This is a genomic window from Enterobacter soli ATCC BAA-2102 (assembly GCF_001654845.1).
Taxonomy (GTDB): Bacteria; Pseudomonadota; Gammaproteobacteria; order Enterobacterales; family Enterobacteriaceae; genus Enterobacter; species Enterobacter soli.
Genome location: NZ_LXES01000026.1, coordinates 94828 through 119757 on the forward strand (window position 1 = coordinate 94828; position 24930 = coordinate 119757).

General features: G+C 55.3%; 20 protein-coding genes. 12 read left to right on the top strand and 8 right to left on the bottom strand.

Translation table 11 applies throughout. From position 1 onward, the window contains the following. Nucleotides 1–32 precede the first annotated feature (32 nt). The 4 genes from gluQRS to thpR form a co-directional block, all read right to left on the bottom strand. A complete protein-coding gene (gene gluQRS / locus M987_RS09645; RefSeq protein WP_014068945.1) occupies nt 33–923 on the bottom strand; it encodes a tRNA glutamyl-Q(34) synthetase GluQRS in 891 nt (296 codons plus the stop codon). A 57-nt stretch (nt 924–980) separates the two neighbouring features. Continuing rightward, nucleotides 981–1436, bottom strand: coding sequence for an RNA polymerase-binding protein DksA (gene dksA, locus M987_RS09650; RefSeq protein WP_001155232.1), 456 nt, complete (start codon nt 1434–1436; stop codon nt 981–983). A 177-nt stretch (nt 1437–1613) separates the two neighbouring features. After that, nucleotides 1614–2318 carry a DNA/RNA nuclease SfsA gene (gene sfsA / locus M987_RS09655; RefSeq protein ID WP_014068946.1) on the bottom strand — a complete coding sequence of 235 codons (705 nt, stop codon included), beginning with the start codon at nt 2316–2318 and terminating at the stop codon, nt 1614–1616. Next, the gene (gene thpR, locus M987_RS09660) at nt 2308–2862 is read right to left on the bottom strand and encodes an RNA 2',3'-cyclic phosphodiesterase (RefSeq protein ID WP_014068947.1); all 555 of its coding nucleotides are present in this window, start codon (nt 2860–2862) and stop codon (nt 2308–2310) included. Before thpR ends, sfsA begins: the two co-directional genes overlap by 11 nt. Nucleotides 2863–2935: 73 nt before the next feature. Here thpR and hrpB point away from each other — a divergent pair, with 73 nt between their 5' ends. The 10 genes from hrpB (at nt 2936) to fhuB (ending at nt 19334) form a co-directional block, all read left to right on the top strand. Beyond that, the gene (gene hrpB, locus M987_RS09665; RefSeq protein WP_014068948.1) at nt 2936–5365 is read left to right on the top strand and encodes an ATP-dependent helicase HrpB; all 2430 of its coding nucleotides are present in this window, start codon (nt 2936–2938) and stop codon (nt 5363–5365) included. A gap of 143 nt (nt 5366–5508) precedes the next feature. Next, nucleotides 5509–8031, top strand: coding sequence for a bifunctional glycosyl transferase/transpeptidase (mrcB, locus tag M987_RS09670; RefSeq protein WP_014068949.1), 2523 nt, complete (start codon nt 5509–5511; stop codon nt 8029–8031). 330 nt (nt 8032–8361) lie between these two features. Continuing rightward, nucleotides 8362–8934 (top strand): fimbrial protein, encoded by a 573-nt coding sequence (locus M987_RS09675; protein WP_041162187.1) that lies wholly within the window; start codon nt 8362–8364, stop codon nt 8932–8934. A gap of 42 nt (nt 8935–8976) precedes the next feature. Continuing rightward, nucleotides 8977–9690, top strand: coding sequence for a fimbrial biogenesis chaperone (locus M987_RS09680; RefSeq protein ID WP_014068951.1), 714 nt, complete (start codon nt 8977–8979; stop codon nt 9688–9690). Between the two features lie 20 nt (nt 9691–9710). Further along, nucleotides 9711–12188: a fimbria/pilus outer membrane usher protein gene (locus M987_RS09685; RefSeq protein ID WP_014068952.1), complete on the top strand. Its 2478-nt coding sequence runs from the start codon at nt 9711–9713 to the stop codon at nt 12186–12188. A 12-nt stretch (nt 12189–12200) separates the two neighbouring features. Continuing rightward, nucleotides 12201–13205, top strand: coding sequence for a fimbrial protein (locus M987_RS09690; protein ID WP_014068953.1), 1005 nt, complete (start codon nt 12201–12203; stop codon nt 13203–13205). A gap of 204 nt (nt 13206–13409) precedes the next feature. Next, nucleotides 13410–15620 (top strand): ferrichrome porin FhuA, encoded by a 2211-nt coding sequence (gene fhuA, locus M987_RS09695; protein ID WP_014068954.1) that lies wholly within the window; start codon nt 13410–13412, stop codon nt 15618–15620. A 50-nt stretch (nt 15621–15670) separates the two neighbouring features. Then, nucleotides 15671–16468, top strand: a complete 798-nt coding sequence (gene fhuC / locus M987_RS09700; protein ID WP_014068955.1) for a Fe3+-hydroxamate ABC transporter ATP-binding protein FhuC — start codon at nt 15671–15673, stop codon at nt 16466–16468. Next, nucleotides 16468–17355 carry a Fe(3+)-hydroxamate ABC transporter substrate-binding protein FhuD gene (fhuD, locus tag M987_RS09705; protein WP_014068956.1) on the top strand — a complete coding sequence of 296 codons (888 nt, stop codon included), beginning with the start codon at nt 16468–16470 and terminating at the stop codon, nt 17353–17355. The genes fhuC and fhuD overlap by 1 nt, the downstream gene beginning before the upstream one ends. Beyond that, on the top strand, nt 17352–19334 hold the full coding sequence (gene fhuB, locus M987_RS09710) for a Fe(3+)-hydroxamate ABC transporter permease FhuB (RefSeq protein ID WP_014068957.1): 1983 nt from the start codon (nt 17352–17354) through the stop codon (nt 19332–19334). Before fhuD ends, fhuB begins: the two co-directional genes overlap by 4 nt. Before the next feature lie 96 nt (nt 19335–19430). Here fhuB and hemL read toward each other — a convergent pair whose 3' ends face one another. Further along, on the bottom strand, nt 19431–20711 hold the full coding sequence (hemL, locus tag M987_RS09715) for a glutamate-1-semialdehyde 2,1-aminomutase (RefSeq protein WP_014068958.1): 1281 nt from the start codon (nt 20709–20711) through the stop codon (nt 19431–19433). Nucleotides 20712–20888: 177 nt separating this feature from the next. Between hemL and clcA the strand changes: the two genes are divergently transcribed. Together clcA and erpA are read left to right on the top strand one after the other, a co-directional pair. Further along, on the top strand, nt 20889–22289 hold the full coding sequence (gene clcA / locus M987_RS09720) for a H(+)/Cl(-) exchange transporter ClcA (RefSeq protein WP_014068959.1): 1401 nt from the start codon (nt 20889–20891) through the stop codon (nt 22287–22289). 86 nt (nt 22290–22375) lie between these two features. Continuing rightward, nucleotides 22376–22723 carry an iron-sulfur cluster insertion protein ErpA gene (gene erpA, locus M987_RS09725; protein WP_014068960.1) on the top strand — a complete coding sequence of 116 codons (348 nt, stop codon included), beginning with the start codon at nt 22376–22378 and terminating at the stop codon, nt 22721–22723. Between the two features lie 37 nt (nt 22724–22760). Here erpA and M987_RS09730 read toward each other — a convergent pair whose 3' ends face one another. The 3 genes from M987_RS09730 to mtnN are packed head-to-tail and all read right to left on the bottom strand — an operon-like array spanning nt 22761 to nt 24912. Then, nucleotides 22761–23384, bottom strand: a complete 624-nt coding sequence (locus M987_RS09730; RefSeq protein WP_014068961.1) for a TRIC cation channel family protein — start codon at nt 23382–23384, stop codon at nt 22761–22763. 36 nt (nt 23385–23420) lie between these two features. Then, the gene (gene btuF, locus M987_RS09735; protein WP_014068962.1) at nt 23421–24221 is read right to left on the bottom strand and encodes a vitamin B12 ABC transporter substrate-binding protein BtuF; all 801 of its coding nucleotides are present in this window, start codon (nt 24219–24221) and stop codon (nt 23421–23423) included. Further along, nucleotides 24214–24912: a 5'-methylthioadenosine/S-adenosylhomocysteine nucleosidase gene (mtnN, locus tag M987_RS09740; RefSeq protein ID WP_014068963.1), complete on the bottom strand. Its 699-nt coding sequence runs from the start codon at nt 24910–24912 to the stop codon at nt 24214–24216. The genes btuF and mtnN overlap by 8 nt, the downstream gene beginning before the upstream one ends. Between the last annotated feature and the right edge of the window lie 18 nt (nt 24913–24930).

Consider the following 24930-nt stretch of genomic DNA (forward strand, 5'->3'; position numbering starts at 1 on the left):
GTAGTGTGTTTTGTTATGAAAAAAGCGGCTAATCATAGCTCAGCATAACGCATTTGAGAATGCTGGATTTTTGGCACGGTTTTCAGTGTCCAGTTAGCAACGGCTAATTTCAGCAATTCATCAATACTCAGGTCCTGCCATTCGCTCGTTATATTCTGGTTGAGAAATCGCAGCGCGTCGATCAAAACGGGGCGCGGATCGCCCACTGGCAGAGCAGGGGCGTGGTTTTGCTTCGACAGTTTATTTCCCTGCGCATTCAGCGCCAGCGGTAAATGAATATATTCCGGGGCAGCCCAGCCAAATTGCTGGTACAGCGATATTTGCCGTACCGTTGGCTCAATTAAGTCTGCACCGCGGACGATTTCTGTCACGCCCTGAAAATGGTCGTCCACGACAACGGCTAAATTATAAGCAAATAAACCATCGCGACGGTGGATGATGAAATCCTCGCGCGCCAGGCGTTCATCTGCCCGAATGTCGCCCGATAATTGATCGTGGAAATGGGTCACAGGAAAATGCTGGACCAGGCGGACGGCGGCGTTTTCCGGGCCATGACCGAGCGTACGGCAATGGCCATCATAGACGCCGCCCACGCTCTGAATACGTGCGCGGGTACAGGTGCAATAGTACGAAAGCCCTTGCTCATAGAGCCAGGCCAGACGTTCGCGGTAAGCCTCGTGCCGTTTTGACTGCCAGAGAACGTCGCCGTCCCAGTGAAGGCCGTAATGTTCCAGCTGACGCAGGATCGTTTCTGCTGCACCGGGAACTTCACGCGGAGGATCAATATCTTCGATGCGGACACGCCAGACGCCCTGGTTTGCACGAGCTTGCAGGTAGCTGCCAAGGGCGGCTATTAAAGAGCCGAAGTGTAATTCACCGGAAGGAGATGGCGCAAAGCGCCCAATATAGTGTGATTCAGACATATCAACAGTAACAAGGCGGGAGAGACTCCCGCCTTTACAGTAAATACAGGGCTGGGATTAACCGGCCATCTGTTTTTCGCGGATTTCAGCCAGCGTTTTACAGTCGATGCACAGATCGGCGGTTGGACGCGCTTCCAGACGGCGAATACCGATTTCAACACCGCAGGATTCGCAGTATCCGAAATCTTCGTCCTCGACCTTTTTCAACGTTTTCTCGATCTTTTTGATCAGTTTGCGTTCGCGGTCACGGTTACGCAGTTCGAGGCTGAACTCTTCTTCCTGAGCGGCACGGTCTACCGGGTCCGGGAAGTTTGCAGCTTCATCCTGCATATGTGTAACGGTGCGATCGACTTCATCCCTGAGTTGATTACGCCATGCTTCAAGAATACGCTTGAAGTGCGACAGCTGGGCTTCGTTCATATACTCTTCGCCCGGTTTCTCTTGATACGGCTCCACCCCAGCGATGGCGAGAATACTCAGGGACGATGTTTTACGGTTTTGCCCTTCTTGCATGTTGCTTCTCCTTAACACGCACTATCGATCCCCGTGTTGGGGGAAAAATCAGGTCGCTATAAATAGCAGATGCTTTTCCGAATGGCAATTATCTATACGTAACACTTGACAAGCCTGTGAGGAAAAGCGTATTTGCGCACGCGACCAGAACACATAATAATCAATCGACTACTCCCTTTATAAGACCACGGGGAGAGAGGATCTCAGAGTCATATTATCGGCAGAAAGTTCCGCTTTATAAGCGAAAACCTCCACCCCCTGCTTTTGTGCCTCATTCAACAATTGCGCGTATTTGGGATCGATATGGCGGGCAGGAGAAAATCGTTCAATTGCCGAGTGCAATACCGCAAACAGCAATACGGCGCGCTTGCCCGCCGCCGCAACACTCATCAACTCCCGCAGATGCTTTTGTCCACGTAGCGTTACTGCATCCGGGAAGTAGCCGTTATCATGTTCCGCTAACGTCACTGATTTTACTTCAATATAGCACTCAGGACGATCTTCCGCCTGTAACATAAAGTCAATTCTGCTGCCTTCTTCGCCATATTTCACTTCGCTTTTTTGAACGCTGTAACCCACAAGTTCAGGAATATTCCCTTCAATCAGAGCTTCCTTAACTAATTGGTTCGCTCGCAACGTGTTGACACAAATAAATGCCCCTTGTTGCGTCTGCGTCATCTCCCAGGTATGGGGATATTTGCGTTTAGTATTATCTGATGTCGAATACCAGACAGTGTCTCCAGGGGTTGCGCAGCCGGTCATTGCACCGGTATTGGGGCAGTGCAGCGTCAGTTGCTCTCCTTCAGGCGTCACAACGTCCGCGAGAAAGCGTTTGTAGCGTTGAATGAGCGTGGCGTGTTGCAGCGCGGGGCTAAACTTCATCGGAATTCCTTAAGGTGTCGCCCAGCGTCCAGCGCTGTAAAGGCGTGTATCGGGTGCGTCCTTGTGCAAAGACAGATTCATAAAGCGCGAACGTCGTCACCGGAAAAGACCAGTGGAAACCCGGCGGCGGAATGGCCACGGCATGGCTGGCGTCGCGCAGCAGGGTAATGTGAGGATGAAAAGGCTGCGGGCTTTGGTAGCAACCGCTGCGCGCGGCCTGTGCCCGGAGCATGTTGGCCAGCTGCAACAAACCGCGGGGCGGCTGGCGAGTCCCGAGCCATACCACGCGGGAGCGCAGCCACTGGCCGGCATCATCCAGGTGCAGCGTAAACCCAGGCTGGCTAATACGTCCGGCCATCGACGCTAACGCGCGCTGCTTTTCCGCGCTGACATCGCCCAGAAAGGCCAGCGTTATGTGCAGGTTTGCCGCGGCAACAGGTCGGCCCGCTTCCTGCGGGAACTGGCTTGCCCGCCAGCGAACAATCTGGCGCTGAATAGTTGGGGGCAGCTCAATGGCGAAAAACAGTCGTTTCGACTCAGACATACGGGGGACTCGGTAATGATATGTGGCGATGCTACAATGTACGCCGACTAATGTTAACCCTCTGGAGCTGTTAGTGTCCTTATTGCCAGTCGCCGTCGTACTTCCTGAGCTGCTTGCTGCTTTACAACATGCCCCGCAGGTATTGCTCAACGCGCCCACGGGGGCGGGGAAATCAACCTGGCTGCCGCTACAGATCCTCAAAGACGCAAATCTCCACGGGAAAATCATCCTGCTGGAGCCGCGAAGACTGGCTGCGCGCAATGTGGCACAGCGTCTTGCTGAGCTGCTGAACGAGAAACCGGGGGAAACGGTGGGCTATCGAATGCGCGCCGAAACCTGCGTTGGCCCGGCCACGCGGCTGGAAGTGGTCACCGAAGGTATTCTCACCCGGATGCTGCAAAACGATCCTGAACTCACCGGCATCAGTCTGGTCATTCTGGATGAATTCCATGAGCGTAGCCTACAGGCCGATTTGGCCCTGGCACTGCTGCTGGATGTGCAGCAAGGGCTGCGCGACGACCTCAAACTGCTGATTATGTCGGCCACGCTGGATAACGAGCGATTACAACAAGCCTTACCTGATGCGCCGGTTATCGCCTCTGCCGGGCGCGCTTTCCCGGTTGAACGTCGATATCAGCCGCTGCTCACGCATCAGCGTTTTGACGAAGCCGTCGCGATTGCCACCGCAGAGCTCCTGCGACAGGAGCCGGGCTCGCTGCTGCTGTTTTTACCCGGGGTGGGGGAAATCCAGCGCGTGCAGGAACAGCTGGCAACCCGCGTGGGAAGCGATGTGGCGCTCTGCCCGCTGTACGGTGCGTTGTCGTTAAATGAACAGCGTAAGGCTATCCTTCCTGCCCCTGCAGGGCAGCGTAAAGTGGTGCTGGCAACCAATATTGCCGAAACCAGTTTAACCATTGAAGGTATTCGGCTGGTGGTGGATTGCGCCCAGGAGCGCGTCGCCAGTTTTGATCCGCGTACCGGGCTGACAAAGCTGCTTACGCAACGGATAAGCCAGGCATCGATGATCCAGCGGGCTGGGCGCGCAGGGCGACTGGAGCCCGGGATCTGTTTGCATCTCACCAGCGCAGAACAGGCCGAGCGTGCGGTGCAGCAAAGTACGCCTGAGATTCTACAAAGCGATCTTTCCGGCCTGGTCATGGAGCTGTCGCAGTGGGGCTGCCCGGATCCGGCTCAACTGACCTGGCTGAATCCGCCACCGGCGGTGAATCTGACGGCCGCCCGTACCTTGCTGACCCGGCTGGGTGCGCTGGATGGCAGCCGCTTAACGGCGCAGGGGCAGAAAATGGCCGCGCTGGGCAATGAGCCTCGTCTGGCTGCCATGTTGGTAGCGGCAAAAGATGATGATGACATTGCCACGGCGGCAAAGCTGGCGGCGATTCTGGAGGAGCCACCGCGTGGCGGAAACAGCGACCTGGCCATAGCGTTTTCACGCAATCAGCCAAACTGGCAGCAGCGGGCACAGCAGCTTTGCCGGCGGCTCAACAGCCGTGGCGGAACACCAGACAGCAGCCGTATTGCCAGCGCGCTGGCGCAGGCGTTCCCGGACAGAGTTGCCCGACGTCGCGGGCTGGACGGACGTTACCAGCTGGCTAACGGCATGGGGGCGATGCTGGACAGCGATGATGCTCTGACCCGGCACGAATGGCTTATCGCGCCGCTATTATTGCAGGGCAGCCACTCCCCGGACGCGCGGATTTTACAGGCCATTGCGGTCGATATTGATGCCCTGACGCGGACGTGCCCGCAATTGCTTCAACAATCCGATACCGTTGAATGGGATGATGCGCAGGGGACGCTGAAGGCGTTTCGTCGCAGCCAGATTGGTAAACTCACCCTCGGCACAAAACCGCTGGCCAAACCGTCAGAAGACGAGCTGCATCAGGCAATGCTTAACGGCATTCGTGAAAAGGGGCTGAGCGTGCTGAACTGGACGCCAGAGGCTGAACAGTATCGCATTCGCCTGCACTGTGCGGCGCAGTGGCTGCCGGAGGATGACTGGCCCGAGGTTGATGATGAGACGCTTCTGGCTTCTCTGGAGCGCTGGCTACTGCCGCAAATGGGCGGTGTACACTCGCTGAAGGCGCTAAAAGCTCTGGATGTTAAGGACGCGTTACATAATTTACTGGACTGGTCATTACGTCAACGTCTGGATAGTGAACTGCCTGGGCATTACACTGTGCCGACCGGAAGCCGGATTGCTATTCGTTATCACGAAGATAATCCCCCTGCACTGGCCGTCAGGATGCAGGAGATGTTCGGCGAGGCGCAAACACCGTCCATTGCAAAAGGGCGTGTGTCACTGGTGCTGGAGCTGCTGTCTCCTGCGCACCGGCCTTTGCAGATAACCCGCGACCTGAGCGCGTTTTGGGCGGGGAGTTACCGTGAAGTGCAAAAAGAGATGAAGGGGCGTTACCCCAAACACGTATGGCCGGATGACCCGGCGAATACGGCGCCGACAAGGCGGACGAAGAAATATTCGTGAAAGGGGAGTGCGGCCTGATGCCCTCACCCCGACCCTCTCCCACTGGGAGAGGGAGAAAACAATTTTGAGAGATTTCTTCTTTCACAGGTGAGTGGAAGAAAAGAGAATCTGGCCTTTGCGCCTGAATGTTGCGGAGAAAAAGCATGGCGGGGAATGACCGCGAGCCAATAGGACGTAAGGGGAAACCTGCGCGTCCGGCGAAAGAAAAGGTGAGCCGTCGTCGTAAAGATGAAGATTACGATGATGACTATGAAGACGATTATGAGGATGAAGATCCGATGCCGCGTAAAGGAAAAGGCAAAGGGCGTAAGCCTCGTGGAAAACGCGGCTGGTTCTGGCTGTTGGTGAAGCTGTTCATTGTTTTTGTTGTTCTGATGGCTATCTACGGCGTCTATCTGGATCAGAAGATCCGCAGCCGTATCGACGGTAAAGTCTGGCAGTTGCCTGCTGCAGTGTATGGTCGCATGGTGAACCTTGAGCCAGATATGTCGATCAGCAAGAACGAGATGGTGAAACTGCTTGAAGCCACACAGTATCGTCAGGTGTCGAAGATGACCCGTCCTGGCGAATTTACCGTGCAGGCGAAAAGCATCGAAATGATCCGCCGTCCGTTCGATTTCCCGGACAGTAAAGAAGGCCAGGTGCGTGCGCGTCTGACCTTTGATGGCGATCGTCTGGACACTATCGAGAACATGGATAGCAACCGCCAGTTTGGTTTCTTCCGACTCGATCCGCGTCTTATCACCATGCTCTCTTCCGCGAATGGCGAACAGCGCCTGTTCGTGGCACGTAACGGCTTCCCGGATCTGCTGGTGGATACTCTGCTGGCAACCGAAGACCGTCACTTCTACGAGCATGACGGTATCAGCCTTTACTCTATCGGCCGTGCGGTGCTGGCCAACCTGACAGCCGGACGTACGGTGCAGGGGGCGAGTACCTTGACCCAGCAGCTGGTGAAGAACCTGTTCCTCTCCAGCGAGCGCTCCTACTGGCGTAAAGCCAACGAAGCGTACATGGCTGTGTTGATGGATGCGCGCTACAGCAAGGATCGTATTCTTGAGCTGTATATGAACGAGGTGTACCTCGGTCAGAGCGGTGATAACGAAATCCGCGGCTTCCCGCTGGCGAGCCTGTACTACTTTGGCCGCCCGGTAGAAGAGCTGAGCCTCGACCAGCAGGCGCTGCTGGTGGGCATGGTTAAAGGTGCGTCCATCTATAACCCGTGGCGTAATCCGAAGCTGGCGCTGGAGCGTCGTAACCTGGTGCTGCGTCTGCTGCAACAACAGCAGGTTATCGATCAGGAGCTGTACGACATGCTGAGCGCTCGCCCTCTGGGTGTACAGCCGCGCGGTGGTGTTATCTCTCCTCAGCCTGCCTTTATGCAGATGGTTCGCCAGGAATTGCAAAGCAAGCTCGGCGATAAAGTGAAAGATCTCTCCGGCGTGAAGATCTTTACCACCTTCGATTCAGTGGCTCAGGATGCGGCGGAAAAAGCGGCCGTTGACGGTATTCCGGCACTGAAAAAACAGCGCAAGCTGAGCGACCTTGAAACCGCAATGGTGGTGGTTGACCGTAACACTGGCGAAGTTCGCGCGATGGTGGGCGGGGCAGAGCCGCAGTTTGCGGGTTATAACCGTGCCATGCAGGCGCGTCGTTCGATTGGTTCTCTGGCAAAACCAGCAACCTATCTCACCGCGCTCAGCCAGCCAAATCAGTACCGTCTGAACACCTGGATTGCCGATGCGCCAATCTCCCTGCGCCAGCCTAATGGCCAGGTGTGGTCGCCGCAGAACGATGACAAACAGTTCAGTGGCCAGGTCATGCTGGTGGATGCTCTGACGCGTTCTATGAACGTGCCAACGGTGAACCTGGGTATGGCGCTGGGCCTGCCAGCGATTACGGATACCTGGCAGAAGCTTGGTGTGCCTAAAGAGCAGCTGAACCCGGTTCCGGCGATGATCCTCGGTGCGCTGAACCTGACGCCAATCGAAGTGGCGCAGGCGTTCCAGACCATCGCCAGTGGCGGTAACCGGGCGCAACTTTCGGCCCTGCGTTCAGTCATTGCTGAAGATGGTTCTGTACTGTATCAGAGCTTCCCGCAGGCGGAGCGCGCGGTTCCGGCGCAGGCAGCCTACATGACGCTCTGGACCATGCAGCAGGTTGTGCAGCGTGGTACGGGGCGTCAGTTGGGTGCTAAGTACCCTGGCCTGCATCTTGCGGGTAAAACCGGGACCACCAACAACAACGTCGATACCTGGTTTGCCGGTATTGATGGCCGTGAAGTGGTGATCACCTGGGTAGGGCGCGATAACAACCAGCCGACCAAGCTGTACGGTGCGAGCGGGGCGATGTCGATTTACCAGCGTTATCTGGCAAATCAGTCACCGGTACCGCTGAATCTGGTTGCACCGGAAGATGTCGTTGATATGGGTGTGGATGATTCCGGTAACTTTGTCTGTGGCGGCGGCGTGCGTTCATTGCCGGTCTGGACAACAAACCCGGATTCATTGTGCCAGCAGAGCCAGCCTCAGCAGCCGACGGGCAACCCGTTTGAGCAATCGTCTCAGCCGCAACAGCCGCAGCAACAACCGGCCCAGCAGCAGAATGAGAAGAAAGACAGCGATGGCGTCGCTGGCTGGATCAAGGATATGTTCGGCGGGAATTAATTAATTTCCTGAATAAAAAGCCGCTTTAATATAAAGCGGCTTTTTTTGTCTTTTACATTTTGAGATTTATTAAAAAAATTAAATCTTAAATTAAGAATTTTTAAGTTTAAGTATTTTTCATTTAAAACATGCGTTTGTAGAAAATCACGCATCACGCTTCATTGTCCACTCTGGACACAATGAAGAAAAATCTGATGTAATCATCTCAAGAAATTCTCGTGAACAAAGGACATTTCTCTCGAGCCAGTGGCTAACTGCTGGATAACTTTCTAACGCAAAATATTTGTAGCGAGAATGGATACCTCTCTCATCAACTATATGGATATTAATATGAATAAATCTGTTCTTTCCTCGTTATTAGCCGGAAGCATTATGGCTGCGCTGTCTCTACCCGTATTTGCATCGGATGATTCCGGTACGGTGAACTTTGCAGGAAAAATTGTTGCCGATACCTGCGAAATTAACGTTGATGGCTCCGGAACTAATGCTTCCACCGTCACTTTCGCCGATACCTATCCTTCAGACTTTGGCGCTGACGGTACGGTTGGCACTTCAAAGGCCTTTAAGATTGAAGTGAAAAAATGTGACCCCCTTGTTGCAAAACTGAACCTCAAGTTCAGTGGCACAACCACAGACGCGACATATAAGCGCCTCAAGAACGATCTAACCGGCGCAGGCAATGCCACCAACGTAGGTATCATCGTCAGCAATGATAATGGCTCTAAAGGCGATGTGGTTTTCGACGGATCAGTACCGGATGCGGGTACTGATGTGAATAACGACGCGACGGGGGTGACGGCTTCTGTCTTTAACTATACCGCGAAAGTTATCCAGGTGGGCGATACCGCGCCAACTGCGGGCCATTACTCCTCCTCAGCAACATTCGAGGTTGTATATCGCTAATCAATGACAGGCAGCCTGAACGGCTGCCTTTTGGAAAGTTGTATGAAGACTTTATTGAATTTATTATGTTGTTGTTTAACTATTTTCTGCGGTTCAGTGCAGGCAAGTATTGTTCTCGGCGGTACGCGAATTATTTATCCATCGAATAAATCAGAAGTTCAGATAGGCCTTAAAAATAAAGATCCGCATACGCGCTATCTGGTGCAAAGCTGGATCAGTTATCCTGATGATGCAAAAGCGCCCTTCATTATTACGCCCCCTGTTTATAAATTACAGGAAAATCGTCAAACCCTTTTACACGTTATTTTTACCGGCGATAAAAAAAGTCTTCCGGCGGACCGGGAATCCCTATTTCTGGCAAACGTTAAATCTGTCTCTGCACTCTCGCCTGAGCTGAAAGAAAAAAACACGCTGCAATTTGCGATGAAAACGCGGTTGAAACTTTTCTGGCGTCCCGCTCAGCTAAAAGAAACTGATGCCCTGAGCGCCTATGAAAAAATCACTTTCCATCGTCAGGGTGACACGCTGATCGCAATCAACCCCACCCCTTTTTACGTCTCGTTTGGCGAATTGGCCCTTGGCGGGAAAAGTGTACCGGTGAAAGAGACCAAAACTACGCCGGGTGCCATTTCAATGATGATTGCGCCGTATAGCAAGCAGAATTTTGCATTACCAAAAGCGGCAAATGGCGAGGTAACCTGGACGGCTATCAATGATTTCGGCGCCCAGACTCCTCAACGCAAACAGGCTCTTTAAATCGATCGTGTTGGTGTGTTATGTCGCCATCTTTAGTTCACAAACGGACACTGTCCGGGATCACGCTGGCGCTGCTCGCCGCGATCCAGCCTGCAAATGCAGATGACGAATTCAACCTGCGGATCCTTGAGCTGGATACGCCTCTCGAAAATACCTCTACGCTGGAAAGCTTCATCAAGGATAACGGGTTACTTGCTGGAAGCTATCTCACGACAATTATGTGGGACCAGGATGTTCTGGATAAACGTAGCGTCTCCTGGGTGCTTTCTGAGGATAAACAGCATCTGCTGCCGGAACTGACCAAAGCAGACCTGCGTGAATACGGGGTTAAAGTCGACACGATCCCTGACTTAAAGGATCTGGACGACGAGGCTTATGTTCGGGACATCTCTCATTTCATCGAAAATGCACGCTACGATTACAACCAGGATAGCCAGACCCTGAAGCTGGTTATTCCGCAGATCTATCGCGATCGCGCCGCAGCCGGGGCGATTAACCCTAAATTCTGGGATGACGGCGCGCCTGCAGCCTGGACAAGCTATCAGCTCAGCGGTTCTCAGCAGCGCTATAGCGCGGGCAAAACCTCTTCAACCTGGCTGGGGCTGGAATCGGGGATTAACCTTGGGGCCTGGCGACTGCGGAATAACAGCACCTGGAGCGATGCTTCCGGCTGGGAAGCCATTGCCAGTACTTTACAACGTGACATCAAAGCGTTGAAAAGCCAGCTTGAGATGGGCCAGACGTATACCAATGGCGAGCTTTTTGACAGCCTCCAGATGACCGGCGTGAAGCTGGAAACGGACACCGCTATGCTGCCCGTCAGCCAACAAGGCTTTGCCCCTGTCGTGCGCGGTATTGCTAATAGCGACGCGAAAGTCACCATTAACCAAAATGGCTACACCATCTATCAAACAAACGTCTCGCCGGGGCCTTTTGAGATCCGTGACTTAAGCCAGGTGACCTCCGGAGCCGATCTGCAAGTGACCGTCGAAGAGGCGGATGGCAGCGAGCATAGCTTCATCCAGGCCAGCGCGTCGGTGCCGGTATTGCAGCGCGAAGGCGGTTTTAAGTATTCGCTGGCTGCAGGGCGTTATCGCGGTAATGAAGGTGAAGAAGAACCGACCTTTGCCCAGGGCACCGCTATCTATGGCCTGCCTTACGGCGTCACGGCGTATACCGGTGCTATGGGGGCATCACTGTATCATGCGCTGCTGCTGGGGCTCGGTGCCGATCTGGGGCGCTTTGGCTCCGCATCTGTCGATCTCACCGCCGCGCGTACCGCGTTTGATGACGGGCGTGACGATGCCAGCGGCTTATCCTGGCGGGCCCAATATTCGAAAGATATACCCGACACGGATACGACCGTTACGCTTGCCAGCTACCGTTACTCCACATCGGGGTTTTATACCTTTCAGGAAGCGATCGATCAGCGTGACAGCGAGATCGATGACGGCATTTATACCTATCGCAGAACCAACAACCGCCGTAGCCGCATGCAGTTAAACCTGTCCCAGCGTATTTCAGACTGGGGCTCGGCTTATCTCAACGGCTATCAGCAGGATTACTGGGATATGGACGGCCATGAACGTAGCGTCAGCGCTGGGCTGAGCTCCAGTTGGCGCAATATCACCTGGTCGATAAGCTACAACCTGACCCGTACCCCAGACGCCGATACTGACCGGCAAATGGCGTTGATGGTCAACATTCCTTTATCAACGTGGCTGCCTGACTCATGGGCAACCTACAGCGCCAACACCGCCAGCGGTGGGTCTGTTTCGCAACAGATCGGGCTTGGCGGTACCGCGCTTGAGGACAATAAGCTGAGCTATAACCTTCAGCAGACCTATGTCAATCAGAACACGGGCTACGGCGGCAGCCTGTCGGGACGTTATCGTGGATCTTCCGGTGAGGTGGGTATGGGCTACAGCTATGGTGGTGACAATCGACAATGGAACTACAACGCGCAGGGGTCGATCGTTGCCCACGAGCATGGCGTAACGCTGGGGCAACCCGTCCGCGACGCATTCGCCATTGTGCACATTAAGGATGGCGATAATGTCAAAGTGCAAAACGGGCGCGGCATCTCTACCGACCGTTTTGGTAACGCGATTGTTCCCTCCCTGAGCGCCTATCGGCACAACATCGTCACGGTCAATACTCAGGAGCGGGAAGATATTGATATCGACGCGGCAACGGTGGATCTCGTGCCGACAAAAGGCGCTGCGCTGAGCGCAACCTTCGATGCTCGCGTTGGCCGACGCGCGCTGGTGACTTTGCGTTACGCGGGTAAGCCCGTGCCGTTTGGTGCCGTGGTGGCGCTGGATAACACCACGGCCATCGTCGGGGATGATGGTGAGGTTTACCTCACTGGGCTGTCCGGCAACACAACGTTTAGTGTGCAGTGGGGAGAAGAGCGCGATCGGCAGTGTCAGGGGACGCTGGACATTTCCACGCAGAGCCCGACAGGGATCGTGAAAGCCACGGTCAACTGCTATTAACAGAGGTATTTCATGCATCTACGTCGTTCAGTCAACACTTTTCTTTTACCCGTTCTGCTCGTGCTGATGGGGGCGTTTTTCCATCCAGCCAGAGCAGACTGTACTTTTAACGGCAGTTCTGACGTGGATGCCGTGGTAACGTTTCAGCTTCCTCCGGTAATCGTTGTTGCGCCCGACACGCCCGTCGGCACTATCATTTATGACGCCAGCGTTGAGAGTAAAGAGGTGACGGTGGATTGTAGCGGTGATGCGCAAGTTCGGCGAGGGTATCTGTACCTCACGGATACCGATGCGCGCGAAGATGTGATGCCCGGGGTTTATCAGACCAATGTGCCGGGGATTGGCATCCGCGCGGCTGCATCGAGCGAACGCTTTCCCGTTTACAATGAAGAGGATCTTGTCCGGCCTATCGACTTTCTGGGTTCGATACATGGTTATTCGCAGAGCACATCGACGTTTCGCGCCGCTGCACAGCTGGTCGTGACGGGCGATATCCAGGAGGGGGATTTGGATACGTCGCGATTAACGTCAATGGATATCCTGGGCAACGCGGCGATCGGTGAAATGCGCTTTTCTCCTGCCAGCGTTCACATTACGACCAACACCTGTAATCTGGTCGACCGGAATATCTATGTGCCGCTGAAAACGGTCAATACCCAGGATTTCACCGGTCAATACTCAGACATACTCACTGACGGTAGCTTTAAGATTGAAATCACCGACTGCGCGGCGGGGACGAAGGTCGATTATCAGTTCACCAGCGCGGGCTCGACGGGGGTAACGAACGGCAATATTTTGGGCATCGCTAGCGGAGACTCGGCCGCCGGGGGCGTTGGTATTCAGATTCTCGACCAGAATAATAACGTGTTGCAGTTTGACCGGAACTACACGGCGATAACCAGCACGCAGGACAAGGTTCCTGTCGAAATCCCCCTCAGAGCCCGCTACATCAAGACGGGGGAGGTCAAAGCCGGAAAAGTCGATTCTGTCGCGACGTTTGAGGTTTTTTACCGCTAATCCATCCTGCCCGCTCTGACGGGCTTTAACGATCATTTCGCTAACCTCATTAACCCTCTATTTTCATCTGGTTATTTCTTAAACCCTTAATTCTCGTAGGGGCGTATATCACTTGCTATGCCTTTTGGGTTTCGCATAATATGCTGCGGTCATAATAATAATTCTCGTTTACGTTATCATTCACCTTTACATCAGAGATTCAACATGGCGCTTTCCAATACTGCTCAGCCAATCAACACGTCGCTGCGTAAAATCGCAGTTGTCGTAGCCACAGCGGTTGCCGGCATGTCTGCTTATGCACACGCAGCCGAAACACCGAAAAAAGAAGATACCATTACCGTTACTGCCGCGCCGGCTGCACAGGAAAGTGCCTGGGGTCCAGCTCCAACGATTGCGGCAAAACGCACCGCAACGGCGACCAAAACCGATACACCTATTGAGAAAACCCCGCAGTCTATTTCCGTGGTGACACGTGAAGAGATGGACATGAAACAGCCGGGTACGGTGAAGCAGGCGCTGGCCTATACGCCGAGCGTTTTTGCGACCCGCGGTGCATCTACCACCTATGACGTGGTTTCTATCCGTGGTTTCACCACCTCCAGCACCGTCAATACCAACCAGTATCTGGACGGGATGAAGCTACAGGGTGATAACTATTCTGAAGCGTCCATGGATCCCTATTTCCTGGAGCGCGTTGAACTGCTGCGTGGCCCGACCTCCGTGCTGTACGGCAAAAGCCATCCGGGTGGCGTGGTGAGCATGGTCAGCAAGCGACCAACGACCGAGCCACTGAAAGAAATTCAGTTCAAAATGGGCACCGATAATCTGTGGCAAACCGGGTTTGACTTCAGCGATGCCATTGATGACAACGGCGTGTGGTCCTACCGCCTGACCGGTCTGGGACGCAGTGAAAATGCGCAGCAGGAGATGGTGAAATCCACCCGCTATGCCATTGCGCCTTCCTTCAGCTGGCGACCGGATAATAAAACAGACTTCACTTTCCTGAGCAACTTCCAGAGCGATCCGGATGCGGGTTATTACGGCTGGTTGCCGCGTGAAGGCACCGTTGTGCCTTACTATGATGCCAACGGCAAAGCGCACAAGTTGCCGACCGATTTCAACGAAGGCGAGGAAGATAACAAAATCTCCCGTCGTCAGAAAATGGTGGGCTACAGCTTCTCGCATCAGTTCGACGACACCTTTACCGTGCGTCAAAACCTGCGTTACACCAAAATCAATACGCTTTATCGTTCTGTCTACGGTAATGGCTATATTGCACCGGCACAAATCAGCCGCGCATACGTCCGCTCAGATGAAGATCTTAACTCCTTCACCGTTGATACTCAGCTTCAGTCCAAATTTGCGACCGGCGCCGTTGATCATACCCTGTTAACGGGTGTCGATTACCTGCGTATGCGTAATGACATTGATGCTGACTACGGCTCAGCTGACCCGATCAGCATGACGAAGCCTGCGTATGGCAACCCAAATGTTGACGTTTACTACCTGTACAAAGTGCTTAACCGTCAGGAACAAACTGGCCTGTATGCTCAGGACCAGGCTGAATGGGATAAGTGGGTGCTGACCATGGGTGGCCGCTACGACTTCGCTAAAACTTCTGCGCTGACTCGTACCACCGGAACCACCGCAGAAATTAACGATCAGGCATTCACCTGGCGTGGCGGTATTAACTACCTGTTCGACAACGGTATCACGCCGTACTTCAGCTACAGCGAATCCTTCGAGCCGATTTCAGGAACCACGCAGGGCGGTAAACCGTTCGATCCGGCGCGCGGCAAGCAGTACGAAGTGGGTGTGAAATACGTACCGAAAGATCTTCCGGTTGTCGTGACGGCGGCGGTGTACCAGCTGACCAAAAACAACAACCTGACGGCCGACCCGGCGAACCCAACCAGCGGCTTTAGCGTGCAGGGCGGTGAAATTCGTTCACGTGGTTTCGAACTTGAAGCTAAGGCAGCCGTCAATGCCAACATCGATGTCACGGCATCTTATAGCTTCACCGATGCTGAATATACCCACGATACCTGGTATGAAGGCCGTCGTCCGGCGGAAGTACCGCGTAACATGGCCTCCCTGTGGGCAGATTATACCTTCCACGAAACGGCACTGAGCGGCCTGACCGTTGGTGCGGGTACCCGTTACATTGGTAACACGGTATCCTACTATTCCGCGGCATCTTCAAAAGCTTACCAGTCATTTAACGTTGCAGGTTATGCCCTTGCGGATGCAACCGTGAAATACGATCTGGCGCGCTTTGGCCTGCCTGGCTCTTCCGTTGGCGTCAACGTGAATAACATCTTTGACCGTGAGTATGTCTCCAGCTGCTATAGCGAATATGCTTGCTACTGGGGCGCAGGACGCCAGGTTGTGGCTACCGCGACCTTCCGCTTCTAATCTCTCTTTGGGCACGGTTCGCCGTGCCCTGTTTATTTAAGTTGGCTGACATGCAGGATATTAAGACGCAATCCGACACCACCTTTACGCTCAATCATCTCTCCTTTCGCGTACCCGGGCGCACCTTGCTGCATCCGCTCTCTCTGACGTTCCCCGCAGGCAAAGTCACTGGGCTCATTGGCCACAATGGTTCCGGTAAATCAACGTTACTCAAGATGCTCGGGCGCCATCAGCCCCCTTCAGAGGGTGACATTCTGCTGGACGAACAACCGCTTGATAGCTGGAACAGCAAAGCCTTCGCCCGCAAGGTGGCCTATCTGCCGCAGCAGTTGCCGCAGGCGGAAGGGATGACAGTGCGTGAACTGGTGGCGATTGGGCGTTATCCGTGGCACGGCGCTCTCGGGCGTTTTGGCGTGGCCGACAGAGAGAAAGTCGAAGAGGCCATCGCGCTGGTCGGATTAAAACCGCTGGCGCACCGCCTGGTGGACAGCCTTTCCGGCGGTGAACGTCAGCGCGCGTGGATTGCGATGCTGGTCGCCCAGGACAGCCGCTGCCTGCTGCTTGATGAACCGACCTCTGCGCTGGATATTGCGCACCAGGTCGACGTGCTGGCGCTGGTGCATCGCTTAAGCCAGCAGCGTGGTCTGACGGTGATTGCCGTATTGCACGATATCAACATGGCGGCACGTTACTGCGACTACCTTGTCGCGCTGCGTGGTGGCGAGATGATCGCTCAGGGCACACCGTCTGAACTGATGCGTAGCGAAACGTTAGAGCACATCTACGGTATTCCAATGGGTATTTTGCCTCACCCTGCCGGGGCTGCACCGGTGAGCTTTGTGTACTGATGCTGGACTCAATGATTAGCCGCCGTCGCCTGCTGACGGCGATGGCGCTCTCACCGCTGCTGTTAAAAATGAACACGGCGCGGGCTGCCGCGATCGACCCCCATCGTATAGTGGCGCTGGAATGGCTGCCGGTTGAGCTGATGCTGGCGCTGGGAGTGACGCCGTATGGCGTTGCCGATATCCCCAACTACAACCTGTGGGTGAACGAGCCAAAACTGCCTGCGTCGGTTATTGATATTGGCCTGCGAACGGAGCCAAACCTCGAATTGCTCACGCAGATGAAACCCTCGTTTCTGTTCTGGTCTGCGGGATATGGCCCGTCGGAAGCGACAATGGCGCGCATTGCGCCCGGGCGCGGTTTTTCCTTCAGCGATGGCAAAAAGCCGCTAACAATGGCGAAAAATTCCGTCAACGAGATGGCGCGCTTCCTGAACCGCGAGGCGGCAGCGAAACAGCATCTCGACGAATTCGATGCCCTGATTGATAGCCTGAAACCGCGCTTTGCTCACCGCGGTGAACGCCCGCTGCTGATGGTAACCCTGCTGGATGCCCGTCATATGCTGGTGTTTGGGCAAAACTGCCTGTTCCAGGAGGTGCTTGATAGCTTTGGCATTCGCAACGCCTGGGACGGGGAAATGACCTTCTGGGGCAGCACGACCGTTGGGATCGATCGTCTGGCGGCGTTTCGCGATGTGGATGTGCTGTGTTTTGATCACGGCAACGAGCGAGAAATGCAAAAACTGATGTCTACCCCGCTCTGGCAGGCCATGCCGTTTGTACGCGAGCAGCGATTCCAGCGGGTTCCGGCGGTGTGGTTCTACGGTGCAACGCTTTCGGCCATGCACTTTGCCCGTGTACTGGATGGCGCGCTGGGAGGCAAAGCATGAGTTCGCGTATCGCGCGTTTTCCCGCGCTGTTGCTGACGGCCATTTTCCTTGTCGCACTGGCATTAACCGGGTTCAACCTGTCAACGGCACTCCCGCGTGAGCAGTGGGGCGCGGCGCTGGTTGCGCCAGATATCGACAATATTCAGCAAATGCTCTTCCACTACAGCCTGTTGCCGCGTCTGGCCATTTCACTGTTGGTGGGGGCAGGACTGGGGCTGGTGGGCGTCTTATTCCAGCAGGTCTTGCGTAACCCACTGGCGGAGCCAACCACGCTAGGCGTGGCGACCGGTGCCCAACTTGGGATCACCATTACGACACTGTGGGCGTTGCCCGGCGCGTTAACCTCGCAGTTTGCTGCGCTTGCGGGCGCATGTGTGGTGGGTGCGCTGGTCTTTGGCGTGGCCTGGGGGAAACGTCTTTCACCGGTCACGCTGATCCTGGCCGGGCTGGTGGTCAGCCTTTACTGTGGGGCGATCAATCAGCTGTTGGTGCTGTTCCATCACGACCAGCTGCAAAGCATGTTCTTGTGGAGTACCGGCACCCTGACCCAGACTGACTGGAGCGTTGTTGAGCGCCTGTGGCCGCAGCTGATTGGTGGTGTGCTGCTGACCCTGCTGCTGCTGCGTCCGTTAACGCTGATGGGGCTGGATGACGGCGTGGCGCGCAACCTGGGCCTGGCGTTATCGCTGGCGCGTCTGGCGGCACTGACGCTGGCGATTGTGCTCAGCGCGTTGCTGGTTAATGCGGTGGGGATTATCGGGTTTATCGGGCTGTTTGCGCCGCTGCTGGCGAAAATGCTCGGTGCGCGGCGTCTGCTGGCGCGTCTGATGCTGGCCCCGCTGATTGGTGCACTGATCCTCTGGCTTTCCGATCAAATTATTCTCTGGCTGGCGCGCGTCTGGATGGAAGTGTCCACCGGTTCGGTGACGGCGCTTATCGGCGCGCCGCTGCTGCTGTGGCTGCTGCCGCGCCTGCGTAGCATCAGCGCCCCTGCAATGGATGCTGGCGATAAAGTGTATGCTGAGCGTCAGTCGGTGCTGTGGTTTAGCCTGGCGGGCCTGGCCGTGCTGCTGCTGGCTTCCTTTGCAGCGCTCTCTTTGGGGCGCGATGCAACAGGCTGGCACTGGGCCACGGGTGATTTGCTCAATGAACTGCTGCAATGGCGCTGGCCGCGCATCTTCGCTGCACTTATCGCTGGTGTGATGCTGGCTGTAGCGGGGTGCATTATCCAGCGTCTGACGGGTAACCCAATGGCGAGCCCGGAAGTTCTGGGGATCAGCTCTGGTGCGGCGTTTGGCGTGGTGTTGATGCTGTTCCTGGTGCCGGGAAATGCCTTCGGCTGGTTAATGCCTGCGGGGAGTATTGGCGCGGCGGCCACGCTGATGGTCATTCTGGTTGCTTCCGGGCGTGGCGGTTTTTCTCCTCACCGTATGTTGCTTGCCGGGATGGCGCTCAGCACCGCGTTTACGATGCTGCTGATGATGCTTCAGGCGAGCGGCGATCCGCGCATGGCGCAGATCCTGACCTGGATTTCCGGTTCAACCTATAGCGCCACTGGCAGCCAGGTGGTTCACACCGGTCTGGTCATGATTGTGCTGCTGGCGATTGTACCGCTGTGTCGTCGCTGGATGACCATCCTGCCACTGGGTGGTGAAACCGCCCGTGCGGTGGGATTGGCACTGACGCCAACGCGAGTGGCTCTGCTGCTGCTGGCAGCATGTCTGACGGCAACGGCCACCATGACCATAGGTCCATTGAGTTTTGTGGGGTTGATGGCGCCGCATATCGCCAGAATGATGGGGTTCCGCCGGACAATGCCGCATATCGTGATGTCTGCTCTGACGGGTGGGGTGATGCTGGTCTTTGCGGACTGGTGCGGCAGGATGGTGCTGTTCCCGTACCAGATCCCGGCAGGGCTGCTTTCCACCTTTATCGGCGCGCCATACTTTATTTATCTGTTGAGGAAACAGAGCCGGTAATCAGGTGCGGCCTGATGCCCTCACCCCAGCCCTCTCCCACGGGGAGAGGGAGCATATAGTAGGCCGGGTAAGCGTTAGCGCCACCCGGCAATGCCCTTAGAGCTTGGCAAACACCTTACGCGCTGCGTCGATGGTGTTGTTGATATCTTCTTTGCTGTGCGCCACAGACATAAAGCCCGCTTCAAAGGCAGATGGCGCCAGATACACGCCTTCTTCCAGCATCAGGTGGAAGAAACGCTTAAAGCGTTCAACATCGCACTTCACTACGTCCTGATAAGAGGTCACGGTTTTTGCGTCGGTGAAGAAGATCCCGAACATCCCGCCCACGTGGTTCACTACCAGCGGAATACCCGTCTCTTCTGCGGCGTTCAGCAGGCCGTTGGCCAGCTGCGTGGTCAGGTCGGTCAGCGTTTTGTGGATACCTGGTTGCGCCACTTCGTTCAGACAGGCGAAGCCCGCGGCCATCGCGATAGGGTTACCAGAGAGCGTACCTGCCTGGTAAACCGGTCCGGTTGGCGCCAGCGCTTCCATCACGTCCTTACGACCACCAAACGCACCGACCGGCATCCCGCCGCCGATGATTTTGCCCAGGCAGGTCAGGTCTGGTTCAACGTCGTAGTAAGACTGCGCGCCCGCCAGTGCCACACGGAAACCGGTCATCACTTCATCGATAATCAGCAGTGCGCCGAATTCGTCGCACAGTGCGCGCAGGCCCGGCAGGAATTCAGGCTGAGGCGGAATGCAGTTCATGTTGCCCGCAACCGGTTCAACGATGATGCAGGCAACTTCTTGCGGATACTGCTCGAATGCTGCGCGAACGGAGCTAAGATCGTTATAAGTGCAGGTCAGGGTGTGTTTAGCGAAGTCAGCCGGTACGCCCGGGGAGTTTGGCTGGCCCAGCGTCAGGGCGCCAGAACCCGCTTTTACCAGCAGGCAGTCTGCGTGACCGTGGTAGCAGCCTTCAAATTTGATAATTTTGTCGCGGCCGGTAAAACCACGCGCCAGGCGGATCGCGCTCATGGTGGCTTCCGTACCGGAGTTCACCATACGCACCATATCCATGGTCGGCACCAGTTCGGTTACCAGCTCCGCCATTTTGACTTCCATCTCGGTCGGTGCACCGAAGCTCAGGCCGCGCTGAGCCGCTTCAATGACCGCATTGCGGATAGACGGATGGTTGTGCCCCAGCACCATTGGGCCCCAGGAGCCAACGTAATCAATATAGGCTTTGCCATCGACATCATACAGATACGCGCCGTCAGCACGTTCGATAAACAGCGGCGTACCGCCTACACCGGTAAATGCGCGCACAGGCGAGTTCACACCCCCCGGGATAAGCTCGCGGGCTGCACTGTAGAGGTTTTCAGACTTGCTCATTGCGTCGTTCCTGGTTCGTAGAAATAAGTTAAGGCGGCTATTCTAAGTGATTCCCGGAAGGTTATGAAATTTTTGCCCCATTAATGCATAAACAATTGTTAAGGATTTTTCAGGGGACGCGACAGCCGTCTCTGGTAAAATCCTTGTGGCGATTTGTATGATTAAAAAGAACAGGCAATGAAAGCAGATTCTCCCTCATTTGAAGAACAACAGTTTGCGCGTGCGCGGCACCGTATCAGCATCCGACGGCTGCTCAATCGCGACAAGACACCGCTGGCTATTTTGCTGGCTGCGGCCGTGGTGGGGACGCTTGCCGGGCTGGCCGGTGTGGCCTTTGAGAAAGCGGTGAATGCCGTCCTCAACTGGCGCATCGGTACGGTGGCAGGGTATGCAGATAGCAAATGGCTGGTCTGGGTGTGGGCATTTGGTTTGTCTGCCATTTTTGCCATGGCAGGTTATTTTCTGGTACGCAAATTTGCGCCAGAGGCCGGTGGCTCGGGGATCCCGGAAATTGAAGGGGCACTTGAAGAGCTGCGCCCGGTGCGCTGGTGGCGGGTGATCCCGGTTAAATTTATCGGCGGTATGGGCACCCTGGGGGCCGGAATGGTGCTCGGACGAGAGGGGCCAACGGTGCAGCTCGGCGGAAACGTCGGGCGCATGGTGGGTGATATGTTCCGGATGCGCAGCGCCGAAGCGCGCCATACGTTGCTGGCAACCGGGGCTGCGGCCGGGCTTTCCGCGGCGTTCAATGCGCCGCTGGCGGGGATCCTGTTCATTATTGAAGAGATGCGCGCCCAGTTTCGCTACAACCTGATCTCAATTAAAGCGGTGTTTACTGGCGTCATTATGTCGAGCATTGTCTTTCGCATTTTTAATGGCGAAGGCGCGGTGATTGAGGTGGGTAAACTCACCAATGCCCCAGTGAATACCCTGTGGCTCTATCTGGTGCTCGGCATGGTGTTTGGTGTTGTCGGCCCTCTGTTTAACACCCTTATCTTACGTGCCCAGGATATGTTCCAGCGTATTCACGGCGGGAATACGACCAAATGGGTTCTGGTGGGCGGTCTGCTCGGCGGGATGTGCGGCATCCTCGGCGTGATTGAGCCTAATGCGGCTGGTGGCGGTTTTGGCCTGATCCCCATAGCGGCGGCGGGTAATTTCAGTGTTGGTCTGCTGCTGTTTATGTTTATTTCACGCGTGATCACCACGGTTCTCTGCTTCTCTTCCGGTGCACCGGGGGGCATTTTTGCGCCAATGCTGGCGCTCGGTACGTTGCTTGGGACGGCTTTTGGCTCCGCCGCTGCCGTGGGATTCCCGGCGTATCACCTTGATGCGGGAACATTCGCGATTGCCGGAATGGGGGCGCTGCTCGCCGCCTCCCTGCGCGCACCGCTGACCGGGATCGTGCTGGTTCTGGAAATGACAGACAATTACCAGCTCATTTTGCCAATGATCATTACCTGTCTCGGGGCGACACTATTAGCCCAATTCCTGGGTGGAAAACCGCTATACTCCACCATTCTTGCTCGTACCCTGGCAAAACAAGAGGCTGAACAGGCCTTGAAGCAGAATACTTGAATGAATTACCAGGGTATTAGATAATGAAAAAAAGAATTGGGTGATTTTTGCCCAATCGCAGTAAGCAGTATTCATGGGAGCATAAGATGAGTGATGACGTAGTCGCTGTGCCGCTGGAATTTACCGAAGCCGCAGCCAACAAAGTGAAAACCCTGATTGCCGACGAAGACAATCCGGATCTGAAACTGCGTGTATATATTACCGGTGGCGGCTGTAGCGGCTTCCAGTATGGTTTTACCTTTGACGACCAGGTTAACGATGGTGATATGACTATCGAGAAACAGGGCGTTGCGCTGGTGGTTGACCCGATGAGCCTGCAATATCTGGTGGGCGGTGCGGTTGATTACAGCGAAGGTCTGGAAGGTTCGCGCTTTGTGGTCACCAACCCGAACGCGACAAGCACCTGTGGGTGTGGTTCTTCTTTCAGTATCTGACACGAAAAACGGTAACCCTTGGGTTACCGTTTTGCTTTTACCTTCCGTTATCATCCAGCGCAAAGGTTGGCAATTTAAGGTGCCAGCGTATCGCCGCTAAACGTATCCCCAGCGTCACCACCATCCCCAGCATGGCTGAGATTTCCAGCGGTAAAGCAAAGGTGTAGTAGGCTGTGGCGTGAACAATTCCGCCAGCAATACAGGCTGTTGCGTAGATTTCTGTTCGCAGGATCATCGGGACTTCACGTGCCAGAATGTCGCGGATGATCCCGCCACCGACGCCCGTTAAAACGCCCATGCAGATGGCGACCATTGGCCCCGTGCCCGCGTTGAAGGCTTTGTTAACGCCAATGCCGACAAACACCGCAAGACCCACGGCATCCAGTACCGGTAGTATCCATTTAGGCAGCCTGCGCGGCTGGCGCACCAGCACAATGGTGAGCAGGCAGGTGACCATCGCCACCACCAGATCGGTCGGATCCTTTACCCAAAATACCGGACCATTTGCCAGTGCCATATCGCGGATCGTTCCTCCGCCGACGGCCGTCACCACGCCCAATACCAGCACGCCAAACGGATCCATGCGTAATTTCCCGGCCAGCAGAACGCCGGAGATAGCAAAAACGGCTGTGCCAAGAATATCCAGCCAATACACGAGCATCGTTAAATCCTCGAAATGATCAGGTCTACATCTACGTTAATGACTCTGTGCCAGTGCGGCGCAGAGCTGTTTTGCGGCGAGGATAATACGCGGGCTGGCGCGTTCAAACCAGTCACTGTTGAGTGGTATCACCGGTATTTTTAACTGGCCCTGCCAGAATTGTTCAACTTTAGGAATTTCGCTTGCACTTCCGACCACCACAATCGCCTGCGGCTGCCGCGCCAGGACCTGTTCCCGGCTGACCTGCGGCCAGGGCACCCGGCTCGCAGCAAAGATATTTTCACCGCCACACACTTCCAGCACCTGATTCTGGATAGAGCCTTGTCCGGTGGTAAACAGCGGCTGGCTGCCAAATTGCAGGAAGACGCGCTTTTTCGTGGTGGTATCGTATTTCGCTTTTAATGCCGCATAGTCGCGAAGCATGTTTTGTGCGGCAAGCTCAGCTTTTTGCGGCGCAGGGCTATAAGGCGCCAGGTCGCGCAGCGCCTGAGCAACCTGCTCAATGCTGACCGCATCAATCCACATGACCTTAATCCCCAGCGAGCTCAACTGATTGACTTGCCGCTCTGCATTACCCCCGCGCCAGGCCAGTACCACGTCTGGCTTAAGCGCCACAATGCGTTCAAGGTTCATACCTTGCCATGTCGAGACTTGCTCGATGCCTGCGGCCTGTGGCGGATAATCCGAAAAACTGCTTACGCCAATGGGCGTGATCCCGGCCGCAAAAGCCAGTTCAGTATTGGCGGGGGAGAGGGTAATCACGCGCGGCACAGCATAAAGCCATACTGGTGCGAGCAGAAGCAGGGCGCCCAGCGCCCTGAGGGCGTGCTTACCCACGTGCCAGTTTCTGCACCAGGGTTTCTACCATCACGGTAGACTGTTTTGCTGCAACGGCCAGGAACTCGTCAAAGCTCAGGTGAGACTGCTGATCTGCAACGTCGGAAATGGCGCGAACCACCACGAACGGGACGCTGAAGTTATGACATACGTGCGCAATGGCAGTGGCTTCCATCTCAACGGCAACCGCCTGCGGGAAGTTGTGACGAATTTTCGCCAGACCCACGGAACCGTTGATGAACGCATCACCGCTGACAATCAGACCGCGCACGGCGTTGAGGTTCAGTTCGGCAATGCAGCTTTCTGCTGCGGCAATCAGTTTGTCATCCGCTTTAAAACCTGCCGGGCAACCCGGAAGCTGGCCATATTCATAACCAAACGCAGTAACGTCGGCATCGTGGTAACGCGCTTCATCGGATACTACGATATCACCCACTTTCAGCGTTGGCGCCAGGCCACCCGCAGAGCCGGTGTTAATGATGACATCTGGCTTGCAGCGTTCCAGCAACAGCGTTGCGCCAAGCGCAGCAGCAACTTTACCGATGCCTGATTTCAGCAGAGCAACCTCAACACCATTCAGCTGGCCGGTATAGATCTCACAACCACCCAGAGAGAGGGTCTGACGGTTCTCAATTTTGTCACGCAGCAGCGTAACTTCTTCTTCCATTGCACCAATAATGCCGATTTTCATAGATTTACTCGCGATGTG

Bases quoted from the DNA above. Each gene is read 5' to 3' on its own strand.
- gluQRS (WP_014068945.1), bottom strand. From the start codon at position 923: ATGTCTGAATCACACTATATTGGGCGCTTTGCGCCATCTCCTTCCGGT.
- dksA (WP_001155232.1), bottom strand. From the start codon at position 1,436: ATGCAAGAAGGGCAAAACCGTAAAACATCGTCCCTGAGTATTCTCGCC.
- sfsA (WP_014068946.1), bottom strand. From the start codon at position 2,318: ATGAAGTTTAGCCCCGCGCTGCAACACGCCACGCTCATTCAACGCTAC.
- thpR (WP_014068947.1), bottom strand. From the start codon at position 2,862: ATGTCTGAGTCGAAACGACTGTTTTTCGCCATTGAGCTGCCCCCAACT.
- mrcB (WP_014068949.1), top strand. From the start codon at position 5,509: ATGGCGGGGAATGACCGCGAGCCAATAGGACGTAAGGGGAAACCTGCG.
- M987_RS09675 (WP_041162187.1), top strand. From the start codon at position 8,362: ATGAATAAATCTGTTCTTTCCTCGTTATTAGCCGGAAGCATTATGGCT.
- M987_RS09680 (WP_014068951.1), top strand. From the start codon at position 8,977: ATGAAGACTTTATTGAATTTATTATGTTGTTGTTTAACTATTTTCTGC.
- M987_RS09685 (WP_014068952.1), top strand. From the start codon at position 9,711: ATGTCGCCATCTTTAGTTCACAAACGGACACTGTCCGGGATCACGCTG.
- M987_RS09690 (WP_014068953.1), top strand. From the start codon at position 12,201: ATGCATCTACGTCGTTCAGTCAACACTTTTCTTTTACCCGTTCTGCTC.
- fhuA (WP_014068954.1), top strand. From the start codon at position 13,410: ATGGCGCTTTCCAATACTGCTCAGCCAATCAACACGTCGCTGCGTAAA.
- fhuC (WP_014068955.1), top strand. From the start codon at position 15,671: ATGCAGGATATTAAGACGCAATCCGACACCACCTTTACGCTCAATCAT.
- fhuD (WP_014068956.1), top strand. From the start codon at position 16,468: ATGCTGGACTCAATGATTAGCCGCCGTCGCCTGCTGACGGCGATGGCG.
- fhuB (WP_014068957.1), top strand. From the start codon at position 17,352: ATGAGTTCGCGTATCGCGCGTTTTCCCGCGCTGTTGCTGACGGCCATT.
- hemL (WP_014068958.1), bottom strand. From the start codon at position 20,711: ATGAGCAAGTCTGAAAACCTCTACAGTGCAGCCCGCGAGCTTATCCCG.
- clcA (WP_014068959.1), top strand. From the start codon at position 20,889: ATGAAAGCAGATTCTCCCTCATTTGAAGAACAACAGTTTGCGCGTGCG.
- erpA (WP_014068960.1), top strand. From the start codon at position 22,376: ATGAGTGATGACGTAGTCGCTGTGCCGCTGGAATTTACCGAAGCCGCA.
- M987_RS09730 (WP_014068961.1), bottom strand. From the start codon at position 23,384: ATGCTCGTGTATTGGCTGGATATTCTTGGCACAGCCGTTTTTGCTATC.
- mtnN (WP_014068963.1), bottom strand. From the start codon at position 24,912: ATGAAAATCGGCATTATTGGTGCAATGGAAGAAGAAGTTACGCTGCTG.